This window comes from Lysinibacillus sp. NPDC058147 (assembly GCF_042884205.1).
In the GTDB taxonomy this organism is placed as follows: Bacteria; Bacillota; Bacilli; order Bacillales_A; family Planococcaceae; genus Lysinibacillus.
Genome location: NZ_JBHVUJ010000009.1, coordinates 14,563 through 31,174 on the forward strand (window position 1 = coordinate 14,563; position 16,612 = coordinate 31,174).

General features: G+C 38.1%; 16 protein-coding genes. 7 read left to right on the forward strand and 9 right to left on the reverse strand.

Features of this window, described 5'->3' with window-relative positions; genetic code table 11:
- Positions 1–98: 98 nt before the first annotated feature.
- From ntdP to mutY, 3 genes are all read right to left on the reverse strand, one after another.
- Positions 99–647, reverse strand: a complete 549-nt coding sequence (gene ntdP, locus ACFVT8_RS20740) for a nucleoside tri-diphosphate phosphatase (protein WP_387085227.1) — start codon at positions 645–647, stop codon at positions 99–101.
- A gap of 441 nt (positions 648–1,088) precedes the next feature.
- Positions 1,089–1,265: a gamma-type small acid-soluble spore protein gene (locus tag ACFVT8_RS20745; protein WP_082172870.1), complete on the reverse strand. Its 177-nt coding sequence runs from the start codon at positions 1,263–1,265 to the stop codon at positions 1,089–1,091.
- Positions 1,266–1,349: 84 nt separating this feature from the next.
- Positions 1,350–2,384 (reverse strand): A/G-specific adenine glycosylase, encoded by a 1,035-nt coding sequence (gene mutY, locus ACFVT8_RS20750; RefSeq protein ID WP_387085224.1) that lies wholly within the window; start codon positions 2,382–2,384, stop codon positions 1,350–1,352.
- 188 nt (positions 2,385–2,572) lie between these two features.
- On the opposite strand from mutY, the gene ACFVT8_RS20755 reads away from it, so the two are divergent.
- On the forward strand, positions 2,573–3,559 hold the full coding sequence (locus tag ACFVT8_RS20755; protein WP_387085222.1) for a metal-dependent hydrolase: 987 nt from the start codon (positions 2,573–2,575) through the stop codon (positions 3,557–3,559).
- Positions 3,560–3,599: 40 nt separating this feature from the next.
- On the opposite strand, the gene ACFVT8_RS20760 is transcribed toward ACFVT8_RS20755, so the two are convergent.
- Genes ACFVT8_RS20760 through recX form a run of 3 tightly spaced genes read right to left on the reverse strand, consistent with a single transcriptional unit; the run spans position 3,600 to position 4,999 of the window.
- Complete coding sequence (locus ACFVT8_RS20760) at positions 3,600–3,869, reverse strand: YfhJ family protein (RefSeq protein WP_387085220.1); 270 nt, start codon at positions 3,867–3,869, stop codon at positions 3,600–3,602.
- The gene (locus tag ACFVT8_RS20765) at positions 3,870–4,199 is read right to left on the reverse strand and encodes a YfhH family protein (RefSeq protein ID WP_053483069.1); all 330 of its coding nucleotides are present in this window, start codon (positions 4,197–4,199) and stop codon (positions 3,870–3,872) included.
- The gene (gene recX, locus ACFVT8_RS20770; protein WP_387085254.1) at positions 4,196–4,999 is read right to left on the reverse strand and encodes a recombination regulator RecX; all 804 of its coding nucleotides are present in this window, start codon (positions 4,997–4,999) and stop codon (positions 4,196–4,198) included. The genes ACFVT8_RS20765 and recX overlap by 4 nt, the downstream gene beginning before the upstream one ends.
- A 240-nt stretch (positions 5,000–5,239) precedes the next feature.
- On the opposite strand from recX, the gene ACFVT8_RS20775 reads away from it, so the two are divergent.
- On the forward strand, positions 5,240–6,058 hold the full coding sequence (locus tag ACFVT8_RS20775; protein WP_387085218.1) for a polysaccharide deacetylase family protein: 819 nt from the start codon (positions 5,240–5,242) through the stop codon (positions 6,056–6,058).
- A 44-nt stretch (positions 6,059–6,102) separates the two neighbouring features.
- A complete protein-coding gene (gene rlmD / locus ACFVT8_RS20780; protein ID WP_387085216.1) occupies positions 6,103–7,482 on the forward strand; it encodes a 23S rRNA (uracil(1939)-C(5))-methyltransferase RlmD in 1,380 nt (459 codons plus the stop codon).
- Positions 7,483–7,870: 388 nt separating this feature from the next.
- On the opposite strand, the gene ACFVT8_RS20785 is transcribed toward rlmD, so the two are convergent.
- Both ACFVT8_RS20785 and ACFVT8_RS20790 read right to left on the reverse strand, forming a co-directional pair.
- A complete protein-coding gene (locus ACFVT8_RS20785; protein WP_387085214.1) occupies positions 7,871–8,506 on the reverse strand; it encodes a hypothetical protein in 636 nt (211 codons plus the stop codon).
- 356 nt (positions 8,507–8,862) lie between these two features.
- Complete coding sequence (locus tag ACFVT8_RS20790; RefSeq protein WP_387085212.1) at positions 8,863–10,041, reverse strand: MFS transporter; 1,179 nt, start codon at positions 10,039–10,041, stop codon at positions 8,863–8,865.
- A 369-nt stretch (positions 10,042–10,410) separates the two neighbouring features.
- On the opposite strand from ACFVT8_RS20790, the gene ACFVT8_RS20795 reads away from it, so the two are divergent.
- Positions 10,411–10,596, forward strand: a complete 186-nt coding sequence (locus ACFVT8_RS20795) for an SE1561 family protein (RefSeq protein ID WP_376073129.1) — start codon at positions 10,411–10,413, stop codon at positions 10,594–10,596.
- 307 nt (positions 10,597–10,903) lie between these two features.
- Here ACFVT8_RS20795 and ACFVT8_RS20800 read toward each other — a convergent pair whose 3' ends face one another.
- Positions 10,904–11,695 carry a YwqG family protein gene (locus ACFVT8_RS20800; protein ID WP_387085210.1) on the reverse strand — a complete coding sequence of 264 codons (792 nt, stop codon included), beginning with the start codon at positions 11,693–11,695 and terminating at the stop codon, positions 10,904–10,906.
- A 94-nt stretch (positions 11,696–11,789) separates the two neighbouring features.
- On the opposite strand from ACFVT8_RS20800, the gene ACFVT8_RS20805 reads away from it, so the two are divergent.
- The 3 genes from ACFVT8_RS20805 to ACFVT8_RS20815 all read left to right on the forward strand — a co-directional run bounded on the left by ACFVT8_RS20805 (position 11,790) and on the right by ACFVT8_RS20815 (position 16,605).
- Complete coding sequence (locus ACFVT8_RS20805; protein ID WP_387085208.1) at positions 11,790–12,473, forward strand: hypothetical protein; 684 nt, start codon at positions 11,790–11,792, stop codon at positions 12,471–12,473.
- 151 nt (positions 12,474–12,624) lie between these two features.
- Positions 12,625–14,163: a fumarate hydratase gene (locus ACFVT8_RS20810; RefSeq protein WP_387085206.1), complete on the forward strand. Its 1,539-nt coding sequence runs from the start codon at positions 12,625–12,627 to the stop codon at positions 14,161–14,163.
- Positions 14,164–14,700: 537 nt separating this feature from the next.
- Positions 14,701–16,605 (forward strand): heavy metal translocating P-type ATPase, encoded by a 1,905-nt coding sequence (locus tag ACFVT8_RS20815; RefSeq protein WP_387085204.1) that lies wholly within the window; start codon positions 14,701–14,703, stop codon positions 16,603–16,605.
- Positions 16,606–16,612 lie beyond the last annotated feature (7 nt).

The window sequence follows — 16,612 nt, forward strand, 5'->3', positions numbered from 1 at the left end:
CGCTTGAAGTACAGTTAATTTAGCTTTAACACTAACTATTTAACAATCCGATTGTTTAAGACATAAAAAACACCCATTAGTAAAACTAATAGGTGCTTCTAACAATCATCTGCTTGCATATCGAGCTGAAACTTATAACGGCTTGTCCAGGCATCGATGAAATCAGGTGCAAAGGGTCCTCTTTTTTGTTGAATCCAGCTAATTAATTTATCGACATTGCGCTTTAAAATTTTATCTATGACATCTGGATAAGACATTTCCTTACGATGTAGCTCATATTCATCCTCATCTAAGAGTGAATAAGACATATCAGGGAAAACTTTAATGTCTAAATCATAGTCAATATATTTAATGGCATTATTATCGAAAACAAATGGTGAGCTTAGATTACAATAATAATACACACCGTCCTCACGTAGCATGCAAATGATGTTAAACCAGTGCTCCGCATGGAAATAACAAATAGAAGGCTCTCTCGTTAGCCACGTACGACCATCGGACTCTGTCACAAGTGTCCGTTCATTCGCACCGATAACGATATTTTTCGTTCCTTTTAAAACCGTTGTTTCTTGCCAAACACGGTGGATACGGCCATTGTGCTTATAACTATGTATTTGTATCGTTTCTCCTTCTACCGGTATTGCCATCTTTGAAGCCCACCTTTTCGTCTATGCTACCTAAATCTAGCAGTCTCTAGTATATTATAGCAATGTGTACGCGAAAGGTGTAGTTAGAAAACCACAAATTTCCCTGCGCTTTTTTAAATTCGTACAAAATTTCGTTAATTTGAAGCGGATTTTATCATAACAACAACTCGATTGGAATTTTTTTGCCTTTATTTATATATTTATATCGGATTTTTCCTTCTGAATCAGAACAGTTCTTCCTTGCATCCGATTAGTTCTCCAGCCTACCTAAAGCAGTTTCCTTGGTTACCCAATCAATTCTTCGTTCTACCTGAGCAGTTTCCCTGGTTACCGATAGTTTTCTAATCATGCTATATAAAATTTAAAAGGAGCTGCCTTTTTTAATCTTTTCGATTTTAGACAGCTCCTTAGAGGTAAATGCAATTATGCAATTACAAAGTGTTATTCACCAAGATCTTGGTTAGTTTTATTGAAGTTACCTGAAGCTTGAGCTTTGTTTTGCTCTGCTTTAGCATTTTGCTTTTGCACTTCATTAACGTCTGTTTCATAACCAAATTCTTGACTTTGACGTTGCATGTTTTTATTCGGTTGTAAATTTTGGTTGTTTTGCTTTTTCATTATTCATTCACCTCCACGCTCATTATTGTGTACCGAGGTGAATGCTTTTATGCTCATAAATTTTTATAAATATTATTTTTTTGATCAATCTTTAATTTCTTGCCATATTTTCAGCATTGGAACGGACATTGGTAATAATTCTATTTGCTCGCGAGTCAGCCATTCGCCCTTTTCTGCTGAATTACATTTCATAAAATAGCTATTTATATGCCATGTTAAATGTGAAAAAACATGTTTAAACGTTAACAATTCCTGTTGCGGTTGAACATTCATAGCGTACTCATTAATAAAAGTTTCTATTGAATCTTTGCCGTGTTCAAGCATTGGAAACTGCCATAGATTAGCTAGTAAACCCTCTGCTGGACGCTGCTCCAATAAAATTCGACCTTTGTCATCTTGAAGTACAAGTACATCGTATGAAACATGCTTCATCTTTACTTTTTTCGATTTGATAGGTAATTTTTCTGGCTCACCTTTATTAAAAGCGGTACAGTATTCGCGAACTGGACATAATAAGCACTTTGGTGAAGTTGGTGTACAAATAAGTGCACCAAGCTCCATTAAGCCTTGGTTGAAGGACGATGTATTTTCAGGATCTATCAGTTCTTCTACTGCCGCTTCAAAAATCTTTTTAGTCTTTGGAACCGCTATATCATCATGAATATTAAGGACACGACTTAAAACGCGCATAACATTGCCATCAACTGCATGTTCGGGCTTATTATAGGCAATACTTAAAATAGCTCCAGCAGTATACGGACCTACGCCTTTTAATTTTGAAATCTCATGGCGATTATCGGGTACTACCCCACCGTAGTTTTCTAATACCTCGCGAACACCCGCTTGTAAGTTACGTGCACGGGAATAATAGCCGAGGCCTTCCCAGTGTTTCAATAAGTATTCTTGAGGAGCTTCAGCAAGTAATTCTAATGTTGGAAAACTTTCCATGAAACGATTGTAATAAGGAATAACTGTGTCGACACGTGTTTGCTGTAGCATCACTTCCGAGACCCAGATTTTATAAGGGTCTGTAGTATGCCTCCAAGGTAAATCACGTTTCTCAACATTAAACCATTCGACTAAAGATTGTCGAAATTCTGTTACATATGGATAATTCACAGTGACCTCCAGCGTCTTTACGATTTTATTTATGGTAAAAAGGGTATACAATTAAGAAAAGATTATCTGTCAGAAACGACAAAAACACCATAATTTTTCTAGCTTTAAAATTTAGCACGACTGTCTTAATTTGAAATATACATGTATGCAATTGTACTCTATTTTTTGCATACAAGGAGTGGATATTTTTGGATTCAGGTACACATTTCGTTATGGGTATAGCCCTCGGTGGTCTTGCATTAGCTGATCCCGTTGTAGCAGATCATACTATGACCTTTACCGCAGTAATGGCAGGTACAATTATTGGCTCACAGGCACCAGATGTCGATACTGTATTAAAACTGCGCAACAACGCAATTTATATTCGACATCATCGTGGAATTACACATTCACTACCAGCAGTAGCTATATGGCCACTCTTAATTACAGCGGTTTTAGCATTCATTCTTCAAGACGCAAATGTGTTTCATTTATGGCTTTGGACATTTTTAGCTGTAGCACTTCACGTCTTTGTTGATATCTTCAATGCTTATGGTACACAAGCACTTCGACCTTTCTCTAGAAGATGGGTTGCACTTGGTGTCATTAATACGTTTGATCCTATTATTTTCACACTACATTGCCTTGGCATTTTACTTTGGGCATTTGGTGCAAATCCAGTTTGGACATTTAGTATTATGTATCTCATTATTATCGTTTACTACATTTTACGATTTGCAGTCCAAAAGGCTGTAAAGAACGCTGTGCATAATACCATACAGGATGAAGAGTATGTCATCGTAGCCCCTACAATGCGATTCTTGCACTGGCGAATTGCAGCTAAATCCAAAACGCATTATTACGTTGGACGCGCTTATGGGCGAACTGTTAATATTTATGATAAATTCGAAATTAAACCTTTACCAAAAACGCCTCTTATCGAAATAGCATTGAAAGATCGCAATCTCGCTGCTTTCGTGTCATTCTCACCATTGTATCGTTGGGAAATTTCAGAACTCGATAATGGCTTAACAGAAGTAAGATTAATTGATCTGCGTTACCGTAGTGATAATCGCTATCCATTCGTTGCTGTCGCTCATTTAAACGATGACAACGAGATTATCACTTCATATACAGGCTGGATTTTTACCGAAGATAAACTTCAGAAAAAATTACAAGTTGGCGCAAGTAATTAAACATCAGCAAACCCTGACCAAATATTTGGTCAGGGTTTTGTTATTGCACCATATCATCACTAGCATCAAGTAAATGTGCGTATTTTGGATTGCGTCCTGCAAATGCATGCAGTTTATCACCGTAGCTGGTAATTAATTGACGTACTAAATTTTCAGTGTAATCAGCACCACGATAAGAGTAGCCTGCTTTTGCAGAAGTCGATTCAAAATCACTCCATAAAAGCTCAATCCATACTCGGGCACGTCCTACTGACATTTGCGGGTTTTTGGCAAGTAGTTCAGCATTTAGTTTTTCAATTTTTTCATCCACTTATTTGCCCACCTTTACAGGAGATAGCATTGAAACAGGTAAAGCCTCTTGATATTTTTCGCCCCCTAAACGATGTCCCCAAGCAAAGCGTCCTTTTAAATAATCCACTTGGAAAAATTCATTTTCTGAACCGTCAATACGATACATTTCTCCAGGAATTATTGTATCTAAATCAACCAAATAGGCAGCTGCCATTAAAGCCTTACGCTCGTAAACTGCGAATTCATTGATAATTCCTAGCTGCTCCGCCTTACGTGCTTTTTCCTTTATCATAGCTATTTCTTCACGTAATTCATGCTCTGACATTGCAGCATAATTTTTTTCGTTCATTCCTCATTCTCCTTCTCTTCTATAAAACGATCTATAACCTCTATAGGAAAACCCTTTTGATAGAGCGCTTGCTTTAGTTTCATTTTCAATTCATAACCAGTATACTTCGATGAATACTTTTTCCAAACTTTTTCGCCTTGTACCTCAAGTAGCTGTTGCCATTCATCTTCATCTTGTTCAATCTCTATTTGACTTAGCACATCATCTACAACACTAAAAGAATAACCTTTTCGCATTAAAAAATCTTGAATTTTAGCTTTTATTTGTGTTGGTGTTTTCTTTTTTTCAGATCGAATGACCTTTTCAGCCAATTGTGTCGCAAGCTTTACCTGTTCCGCATGACTATAGGTAGCAAGTACCTCATCCTGTAAGCTTTTATCAATTCCCTTTTTCATAAGGTCTTGTCTAATTGCCTTGGGTCCCTTTTTCATCGTAGCTTTTTTCGTGTTGAGTAATGCCTTGGAGTAAGTTTCATCATTTAAAAAACCGTATGATTTGAGCTTTTGTATAGCCTCTAAAATGACTGCTTCGCCAAATTCTAACGCTAGAAGCTTTTTCTTGACCTCATGCTCACTACGCATTTGATAAGACAAAAAGTTTAATCCTTTATTAAAAGCTTTTCGAATCTCATCCTCATAGGCAATTTCCTGAATATCAAATTCCTCAAGCACTTTTCCCTTCGTTAATCCAAATTGAATGAGAATTGCCTCATCTACAGGAAAAGCGTATTCTTCGTTCAAATATATATTATAACGTTCTGGGTTGTTTTTTTGACGTGCAATTTTCGTAATAATACGCATTAGTAACACCTCACTATTACCTATTATAACATTTTTCATGGGTATTGCTTTTCCCTGTTGATTCCACGTTTTGCGGGTAAATTTCACTTCTCCCCCACGTGTATTTTTGCGTTCCGTGTGGGTATTTGCTTCTCTTCTGTTTCATTTAAAAGAAGTACTTCAAAATTTATTGTGTTAAATCGACTAGGATAATTTTTTTAAAAATACGCATTCTAATGAAAAAGAAAGGATGCGTTTTTAATGTGGAAACAGCATATTGTAGGAGCGGTCATCGCTACTTTTATTATTGCCGCGGCAATTAGCTTTAATCCATTTTCAGCTTCTGGCTCTGATGAATACCATTGGGGATTAAAGCGAGCGAAAAACGGTGAACCAGCTGAGGCCGGGGCACAGCTTGATCAGCTACTTGAGAAATATGGTGCTATTTATAAAGGTAAGCCTGATAAAAAAGTTGCTTATTTAACCTTTGATAATGGCTATGAAAATGGGTTTACGGAAAGCATTTTGGATACATTGAAGAAGGAAAAAGCACCAGCCACCTTCTTTTTAACTGGTCATTATTTAGAAAGTGCCCCCGAAATAGTGAAACGCATGGTTAAAGATGGCCATACAATCGGCAACCATTCATATGGACATCCAAATATGGCAAGAATAACGCCAGATGCTATGCGTACAGAATGGAAAAAATTTGACGATAAGCTGAGAGGATTGACTGGTATAAAGCGTACAACATACTTCCGCCCTCCTGAAGGTATATTTAATGCGAAATTATTAGAGGTCGGAAATTCTGAAGGCTACCGTCATATTTTCTGGTCTGTTGCCTTTAAGGATTGGGAAAGGGATGTACGTCGTGGCGCAGATTATGCGTATAATGCATTAATAGAACAGTTACACCCTGGTGCTGTAATATTAATGCATACTGTTGCGCAGGATAACGCTGAAGCTCTTCCTAGGTTTATTGCCGAGGCGAAAAAACAAGGTTATACATTTTTATCCATTGACGATTTAGTCTTAGAACATGAAGATTTCCCTGTCGCTTTGCAATCGTCTACTCCTTAGTTATAATGGGGAGATGATATTAAAAGAACAGGGACGTGGAACGTTTGACGCAGCAAACAACAATGGAAGTAGGACAAAAATTTCCTCTAATAATAAAAAGACTTGGTATTAACGGTGAAGGAGTAGGCTTTTATAAGCGTAATGTTGTATTCGTAAAGGGCGCTATTCCTGGTGAAGAAATTACAGCGCAAGTGACTAAAACACAGCGAAACTTTGCCGAAGCAGAAATATTAACAATTCGCAAAGCTTCAAAATATCGTCAGGAAGCACCATGCCCAGTTTACAACGAATGTGGCGGCTGTCAGCTTCAACATATGACATATGAAAAACAGCTAATCGAAAAGCGTGATATCGTAATTCAAGCATTAGAACGTTATGCTAAGCCTTTAGCTAATACAGTTAAAGTTCGTAAAACTCTAGGGATGGATAATCCATGGAATTATCGTAACAAAAGTCAATACCAAGTACGTAAAGAGGGTAAGCGTGTCTATGCAGGGCTTTTTGCAGAAGGTAGTAACAAGTTACTGAACATCAATGATTGCCTTGTCCAACATCCGATTACATCAAAAATCACAGTGGCAACACGTAAAATTTTACAAAAACTGAATATTACTATTTATGATGGTCGTACACTTGATGGCTTAGTGCGTACGATTGTTGTACGTACTGGAATTCGTACTGGTGAAACACAAGTCGTACTCGTAACAACGCGTAAGGAAATTCCACATCAAGCGGAACTAATTGCTCGTATAAAAAAAATCGACCCAAGTATCGTATCGATTGCACAAAATATTAACCGTGAGAAAACATCGTTAATCTTTGGCGATGAAACGATTGTCCTCGATGGTAAGGAAACGATACATGAGGAGCTTGGCGAATTAGCATTTGATTTATCAGCTCGCGCCTTTTTCCAACTGAATCCAACACAAACCGTTCATCTTTATGATGAAATCAAAAAAGCAGCAGCATTAACAGGCAAAGAAACAGTTGTTGATGCTTACTGCGGTGTTGGAACAATCGGTTTATGGCTAGCTGATAAAGCAAAAGAAGTTCGTGGAATGGACGTTATTCCAGAAAGCATTCAGGATGCACGTAAAAATGCCCGAAACCATGGCTTCAAACATACAAAATATGCAGTTGGCACAGCAGAAAGTGTCCTAGCAAAATGGCGCAAAGAAGGATTTACACCCGATGTTATAACAGTTGACCCACCACGAACAGGTCTAGCACCAGAGTTCATCCGCACAGTGCTGAAGCTAAAACCGAAGCGCTTTGTCTATACGTCTTGTAATCCTTCAACTTTGGCGAAGGATTTAAACGAATTATCGAAGTTTTATGATGTGGAGTATATTCAACCGGTTGATATGTTTGCACAAACGGCGCAAGTAGAGTGTGTGGCGAAACTTGTGTTGAAGGATAAGTAATGAAAATGGGCGTCCTCAAAAAATGAGAGACGCTCTTTAAAATGAATTAAACAGCATCAAAACAGGCGTCTCCTAAAAATCAGGAGAATTTGTATATTTGTAATGCACGGCTCAAGCTGCCTAGTGGATGACGGACGGTCCAGAAAAATCAACACCTTAACCAGTAGCCCAGGATTTAAAAGATTTTTATGCTTTAAGTTTTTAGCTTTAATACGAAAGAACTTTGAAACGTAAACTTTGGACTTTTAACTTTAATCTTTGAGCTTTTATCTCCGATTGTTTAAGCTATCCATTGTAGTAAGACATGTTTCAGGTTTTAACTCGCACACATGTCTTGAAGCGCGAGCGACTTTTCGTTTTCTGTTTTCGCTAGGCCATGCATTTTTAGTTAAGCTTGCACTTCAATAAATGTTGTTGCATTCGATTCTGACAAAACAGCATCGACCTCTGATTCGAATTCTTCAATTCGATTACTTAACGCCTCAATTTTCTTTTTAACATTCATCGGATCGATTAACTCGTACTCGTTTCTTTTCATAAATGTCTCCGTATGTAATTTTACTTCTTCTGGAGATTGCTTATCTTTATTTCCTAATATATTAACTAGATACGTTTCTAGCTTTGCTGGCAACGCATCATTTTCTTTTGCAACCGTATTTATCGCTGAACGATATTGCTGTTTCATGACTTCTAACAGTTCCTTTTCATATTGAATAGACTGTTTGCGTTCGATCGCTTCTGCTACAGTCATTTCTTCTTTTCCTACTATTACTTTAGTTTTAGCATTAGACTCTACAACTAGCGCCTTTATTCGGTTACGATAGTCAACTAAGCTAACTACTTTATCGTATGAGGCTTGCATTTGCTTTTCAATTTCTTGAATCTCTAGACCATTAATTTTGCTATTGCTTTTACGATTAGCTAACACCGAGCTAACTTCATTCGTCGCTGCTTCGATACGGTGATTTAGCATCTTTAATTCTGTTAATGCACGGTGAATCGATAATTTTTTATATTCTGCCATGTGGTAATCCCCCTCATTATAAATAGTCATCTTAGTGTGTTCTTCTATTATATAGAGATAGAAATCCAAAATACAAATATTACTTATCTGCAAATATTATTTGATTTTATGTTTGCTTGTCTGTATAATAACTTTCTAGGTGCCAAACCTATGTGACTTGGACGGAACATCCTTGTCACGCAAAGAACGCCATAACAGCACGGATTTGCTGGGCGTTTTTTGTTTTATGAGCGGGAAGATGAGCCCCGCTCTTTTATTTTGCTCAAAAGTCTCCGAGCTGAGTAATTCTTCTGTTTCCCCGAGCGATTGGCTCTCTTCCTTCCGCTTCAAGGATAATTCCCAAAAGACAATGCCCCCTATATCGACACTGGTCGCTTATTTTTATTTCGACCAAATACTAGTAAAACAATTGCTATAGCTAACAAAAGGAGTGCCACTAATAAAAGGAAGCTGTAATTTACATATTCTAAATAGACGCCTCCTAAAAATGGACCTGTTAAACTACCAATACTAAGTGCAATGCCGCAAAGCAGATTTCCTGTTGGCAGTAGTTCCTTTGGAGTCAAGTCAGCCATATAAGTAATACCTAATGAAAACATCGAACCAACTAATGTACCTGTAAAGAAAAATGCTACAGCTACAGCCATTTGTGAATGCTCTACAAAGCTCGCAATCCCAAAAATAATAGCCCCACCAAATGAGCCTATCATCAAGACATTGCGTCGTCCGACTTTATCTCCAATTGCTCCAAGTGGTACTTGCGTTAATATCCCACCAAACGTAAAGACTGATAAAATAATAGGAATCATATTCATGTCAAAGCCTTTTCGTAAAGCATAAACTGGGAACAAAGCATTTAAAGAAGATTCTAAAAACCCATAAACAAAAGGTCCTAAAAATGCAATCCATCCAAATACAATGGCTATTTTATAACGATGCCAGCCTCTTGCATGTAAGTCTCCCGTCAAGCGCTCTGGTTTTTCATTTTGTAAGAGAAATACAAAAGACCAAGCTAATAAGCACATAATTGAAGATACAATAAATGGTAATGCCTCTGAAATTTGTATAAGTTTTACCATTAATGGCCCGACAGCAAAGCCAGTGCTGAAGGACAAGCCATAAATGGCCATACCTTTCCCTAAGCTTTTATGATCCGATGTACTTGTAATCCACGTCTGTGTTGCAAAGTGTAATGCATGATCCCCAATCCCAATGAGTAAGCGAAGGGTAAACCAAAAGGTCACACTCTTCCATAAAGGAAATGCAAGCAGTGAAGCGAAGACAAGTGCACCGCCAATTAAAATAATCGGTTTGTAGCCCCATTTTCGTAATGGCTGTTCGATAAACGGTGAAATTAATAAAGTTCCTATGTATAGACCTGTTGCGTTCAATCCATTCAACGCAGAGGATACTCCATCACGTTCGAAAATAATTGAAATTAGCGGTAAAAGCATCCCTTGCGAAAAGCCTGAAATAGATACAATTAACACTAGAATGGCAAATCTTTTTTTGCTGTAATCTGAGAAGTATGTCATCTTTTCCTCCAACATCAAGTCAATCTTCCAAATAACAGCATACCAAAAAGCCTTAGCGCTCACCACATGTGATTTTACGCTAAGGCCTAACTAACACTTATCTCCATTTAATTGTATAAACACGAATTTCGGCTTTATCATTGGCCGAGTACTTGTTTAAACTCCCTCCTTTTCGAGTTAGAGTTTTTTTGATTTTTTAAATCAGCTCCTTTACTTATTCTTAATATTAATTTAACACACGCTTTCAATAATGTAAATATTCTGTCTATTAGTTTTTGCAAAATAATCGCTAAGTCCTAGGTGTTTACCTAAACATTGAAATTTAGTCCCGAATCAGCTAAGATGAAGGGGACGAAATGAGGTGTATGTATGTCAAATCCAATCACTGATAAAAAACAGCAAATGAGTTACTTAAAAGAGCGTCTTGAAATGTTTTTAGAAGTTTTAGATGCCATTGATCCTGAAACAACTGAATTAGAGGATATTGATCGTTTAATTCAAATGATGGATGATTTAGAAGACAAAATGGAGCAATTTAATGCTCGTGAACAATAATTACTAATCAATACACCTTGGCGTAATTGTAGCTGACGCTTCACTTTCGCTACAGAAAACATTTGTAGCTGACGCTTCGCTTTCGCACAGATAAACAATCCGTGACATCCGCCAGAGGCTTTAGGCCAACGTGATGTTGATCACTCAGTCGTTGCCACAGGACGTGGCGTTCTTAGACTGAGTTCTTCTATTTCAGCAGGTTTTAAAAAGAATCCTATCAACATCCATCTCACTACCTTCAGTATAAAAATTTGCTGAATGAAGATAAAAAGCAAGTGGAAACGCATCCACTTGCTTTTTATTTAAATTAATAACAATCCCAATTATATAGAACTTTACTAAAATCTTTACGTTTCAGCTCATCCTCTGTGATGAAAAAGTTTCCGACCCCTACATCTCCCCACAGAATATGATCACCTACACTGTCAATTTGAAGCAACAAAATTGTTGAATCTGTATAGTCACCATAAGCTCTTGGATCTTCCTGAGTAAAGAATGGATATCCCCCGATTTTATGCCCCGCACTATTTAATGTTTCATAAAATGAGTCTACTAATTGATCATCGTCTTCTATAGTAGCAAGGATCTTCGCATATGTTTTTTCACTTCTAAAGTCATTTGCTGATAATGGTTCATGACCCGTTCCAAAGGACAATGCCATTTCCTTTTCCACAGGAAAGTATAATTCTTCTTCGTTATCTTCAACAAATGAGAAATCTTGTACTAACTGTGACTCATCACTAACAATATGTTCGTGGAAAACAACGCGGAAGCCCTCATGATTTTGACCATTGTCAAAATCCATCCCTAGTACATCATCGTAGCCATCAATATAAAACTGCAAGATTCCCTCTTTAGGGAAGTTTGGTAAATGCTTTGGAACATCTGCAAAATTAATTTGAGCTAGTAATTTTAGTGGTTGCCCTTCAGGACTTTTCGGATATTCCATTGCCCGTGGAAAATACGGATCCCCCGCAAACTTACTTTCAAATACAGACGTTTTTCGTTCTTCTGTTTCAATAAATACGGTAGGCTGTATTGTTTCCTCTATTACAGTCCTATATTGTTCAAATGCTTCTGGCAAATTAAGCAACTTCATAATATTACCCCCTAATGTAAATTATAAATCCATTATAGAACAAACGTTCCTAACTAACAATCTTTATGGTGATTTAATCAGCACGGCTCTCAAAGTGATCCGCTTCGCTCCTAAAGTAATCCGCTTCGCTCCTAAAGTGATCCGCTTCGCATCAAAAGTGATCCGCTTCGCCCCTAAAGTGATCCGCTTCGCTCCTAAAGTGATCCGCTTCGCATCAAAAGTGATCCGCTTCGCATCAAAAGTGATCCGCTTCGCTCCAAAAGTGATCCGCTTCGACACCAAAGTGATCCGCTTCGACACCAAAGTGATCCGCTTCGCATCAAAAGTGATCCGCTTCGACACCAAAGTGATCCGCTTTGCTCCAAAAGTGATCCGCTTCTCTCCAAAAGTGATCCGCTTCGACCCTAAAGTGATCCGTTTCGACCCAAAAGTGATCCGCTTCTCTCCAAAAGTGATCCGTTTCGACCCAAAAGTGATCCGCTTCGCTCCAAAAGTGATCCGCTTCGCCACCAAAGTGATCCGCTTCGACACCAAAGTGATCCGCTTCGACACCAAAGTGATCCGCTTCGACACCAAAGTGATCCGCTTCGACCCTAAAGTGATCCGCTTCGACACCAAAGTGATCCGCTTCGCTCCAAAAGTGATCCGCTTCTCTCCTAAAGTGATCCGCTTCGACCCTAAAGTGATCCGCCTCGCCACCAAAGTGATCCGCTTCGACCCTAAAGTGATCCGCTTCGCCACCAAAGTGATTCGTTTCTCTTATCTTCTATCAACTTAACGATAGATAACATAATTTCACATTTAAATTACCTCTTTTTGAGAGTAGGCCTTTAATTCCGACTACAATGAGTTGAACTCTTTTTTTCATTAGTTTAAAAGAGTATAATGTAACGTGGAAATAATCAAATTTTTATGGGGGGCAATACTAAATGAATATCCAAACTTTGGAGAAAAGTCTTTACAATTTAATTACTGAAACATCTACCAATCTACCAAAAGACGTACGTCGTGCCATTAAGAAAGCTAAAGAAGCTGAGAATGCTGGTACTCGTGCTGCAATGAGCTTAGACACAATCTCAAATAATATTATTATGGCAGAAGATAATGTATCACCAATCTGTCAAGATACTGGTCTACCAACATTCAAAATTTATACTCCTGTTGGTGTAAACCAATTAGAAATTAAAGAAGCTATTAAAAAAGCTATTAATGATACTACTGCAGATGCAAAATTACGTCCAAATGCAGTTGATTCGTTAACAGGCGCAAACAGCGGTAATAACCTTGGTGACGGTCTACCTGTTATGAAATTTGAACAATGGGAAAAAGACTACATTACGATTAAATTAATTCTTAAAGGTGGCGGCTGTGAAAACAAAAACATTCAGTACAGCCTTCCATGTGAAATTGAAGGTCTTGGTCGCGCTGGTCGTGATTTAGATGGTATCCGTAAATGTATCCTTCACTCAGTATACCAAGCACAAGGTCAAGGCTGTTCAGCTGGGTTCATCGGTGTAGGTATCGGTGGCGACCGCTCTTCTGGTTACGACTTAGCAAAAGAACAATTATTCCGTCATGTGGAAGATACAAATCCAAATCCTGATCTTGCTAAATTAGAAGATTATGTAGTAAAAACTGCTAACACATTTGGTATCGGTACAATGGGCTTCGGTGGTGAAGCAACATTACTTGGCTGTAAAATTGGTGTTATGCACCGTATCCCTGCATCATTCTACGTATCAGTAGCTTATAACTGCTGGGCATACCGTCGTATGGCTGTGGATATCAATCCTGAAACTGGCGAAATTATTAACTGGCATTACCAAGAAGGCGAAAAAATTACATTTAAAGAAGATGAAGTTGCAGCAACTACAGAAGATACTACTACAAATGTAGTGGAACTTACTGCACCAATTACTGAAGAACAAATTCGTGCTCTAAAAGTTGGTGACGTTGTTTCAATTACTGGTCGTATGTATACTGGCCGTGACGCAATTCACCATCACTTAATGAGCCACGATGCTCCAGTTGATCTTAATGGACAAGTTATTTATCACTGTGGCCCTGTAATGGCAAAAGACGAAGAAGGCAACTGGACAGTAAAAGCAGCTGGTCCAACTACTTCTATTCGTGAGGAGCCATACCAAGGTGACATCATGAAAAAATTCGGTATCCGCGCTGTAATTGGTAAAGGCGGTATGGGACCAAAAACACTTGCTGCATTAGAAGAGCACGGTGGCGTTTACTTAAATGCAATCGGTGGTGCTGCACAATACTATGCAGACTGCATTAAAGGTGTTGAAGGTGTTGACCTAATGGAATTTGGTATTCCAGAAGCAATGTGGCACTTAAACGTAGGGAAGTTCACAGCTGTTGTAACTATGGATTCTCACGGTAAATCACTACACGCTGACGTAGACAAATCATCACTAGAAAAACTAGCGCTTCACGCAGAGCGAGTATTCTAATAAAAAGCAATTTCCTTTTTAAAGCGTTATTGTGCGTAAGCATAACGACAACCACAGAGTTTATAATTAAATAATTTATGGCTCATCACCAAAAGAAGGTTTTGGCATTTGTTAAAACGTATGTCAATTTGACTGGAGTGAAGACCGGACGCCTCCTGGAAGGCTCTGAACCGGAACGAAAATCAACCCCACATTATGGTGATGAGCCAAATTTATGCAGTAATTCCTAAAAGTTAAGGCATTTTCACTGCACATATTAGATAAGCACAGAATATTCCTATGAATAACTGTGCTATTTTTATGTTCAAAATTATTTCAAAAATCCTCATAATCGCCTCAATCTCAATCCCGGACTGCTTTTATCCCATCTCTTTAATAATCCCTTCAATTTTCTTACTTTCTTTTTTTAATTACCTTTGTTATAATAATTCTAAATTAGAAAGGAGATAATTGAAAGCGATTTTCAATTATACATTGTTTATATATATTGATTTATAAACGTTTTGATATTGATTTTCATTATCAGGAGGGATAAAGGTGGAACATTCTAAACGAGAAAATATTAGTTTAATTGAGAAAACAAAAGAACACGCTGAATTAATTGCTGCCCTTATAGCAGGTTTGTTTATTTTGCTTGCATGGCGTTTAGATACTAACGGGCAAACAACAGCCTCTATTATTTTATATATCGTTGCATTTTGTGTTGGTGGATTTGCTAAAGCAAAAGAAGGTATTGAAGAAACCATTGAAAATAAAGAACTTAATGTTGAACTTTTAATGGTATTAGCTGCAGTTGGTTCAGCTGCAATCGGTTATTGGACGGAGGGTGCTATTCTAATTTTCATTTTCGCTGTAAGTGGCGCTCTTGAAACATACGCAATGAATAAAAGTCATCGTGAAATTTCTGCACTTATGAACTTACAACCCGAAGAAGCTTGGCTTGTACGTGGTAACTTTGAACCAATGAAAGTTTCTATCTCTACATTACAAATTGGAGATCACCTACTCGTAAAACCTGGTGAACGTATACCAGCAGACGGCGTGATTTTTAAAGGACAGTCTTCTATCGATGAATCCGCAATAAGCGGCGAACCGCTTCCAGTGGCAAAACGTGAAAGCGACGAAGTATTTGCAGGTACAGTGAATTTAAATGGTGCCATTACAATGGAAATGACAAAACCAAATTCTGAAACACTATTCCAAAAAATTATCCAGCTTGTACAAAATGCTCAGAGTGAAAAATCTCCATCTCAACAATTTATAGAAAAATTCGAAGGTACTTACGTGAAAATTGTGCTACTTACCGTTGCCCTTATGATGTTTCTACCTCACTTTGTACTCAGTTGGGACTGGACAACAACTTTCTATCGAGCAATGGTACTCCTAGTAGTTGCTTCTCCATGTGCACTTGTTGCATCCATTATGCCAGCAACTCTTGCAGCCATTTCAAATGGTGCAAAACACGGTGTGCTATTCAAAGGTGGCCTACATTTAGAACATCTAGGTGCATTACGTGCACTAGCGGTAGACAAAACAGGTACTTTAACACAAGGAAAACCAGCAGTTACTGATTTTATTGTTCGAGAAGGATTAGACCGTAAAAATACAATGGCAATCCTCGCAGGTATTGAAGCGCAATCAAACCATCCACTTGCTCAAGCAATTACTTTATTCGCAAGAAAAGAAGGTATCACACAGTTTGCTCAAGCCACTATAGAAGATATCCCTGGTTGGGGTATCAGAGGTTACGTTAACGAGGTCGAGTATCTTGTTGGCAAACCAGACTTTGTCGGTCTAGATGAGGCAAACGAATTCGCAAATCGTGCAGCAGAAAACCTTGCCTCAGAGGGAAAAACCGTTATTTTTATTCGTGACAAAGATGGCATCGCCGCATTAGCAGCCTTAAAGGATACCGTTCGCAGTGAAGCAAAAAAAGCAGTATCATTACTAAAAGAGCTAGGCATTGATGTTATCATGCTAACGGGTGACAATGAGAAGACAGCAAAGGTAATTGCCAAGGAAGCAGGCGTGACAGAGTACGTTGCTGAATGTCTACCTGAAACAAAAGTGACCGAGATGAAACGACTTCTTTCTCAACATAAATTTGTAGGGATGGTCGGTGACGGGATTAATGATGCACCAGCATTAGCAACCGCAACTACCGGAATTGCTATGGGCGAAGGAACAGATGTTGCTTTGGAAACAGCAGATGTCGTTTTAATGAAAAATGACTTATCAAAAATTGCCTATGCAGTACGTTTATCACGTAAAATGCAACGCATCGTCAAACAAAACATTTTCTTCTCTATCGGCGTTATCGTTTTATTAATTGCTTCAAACTTTTTACAAGTCGTCGATTTACCTCTAGGTGTAATTGGACATGAAGGAAGCACCATTTTAGTTATTTTAAACGGCTTACGTATGCTTAATAAAAATGTATAAAAAACAA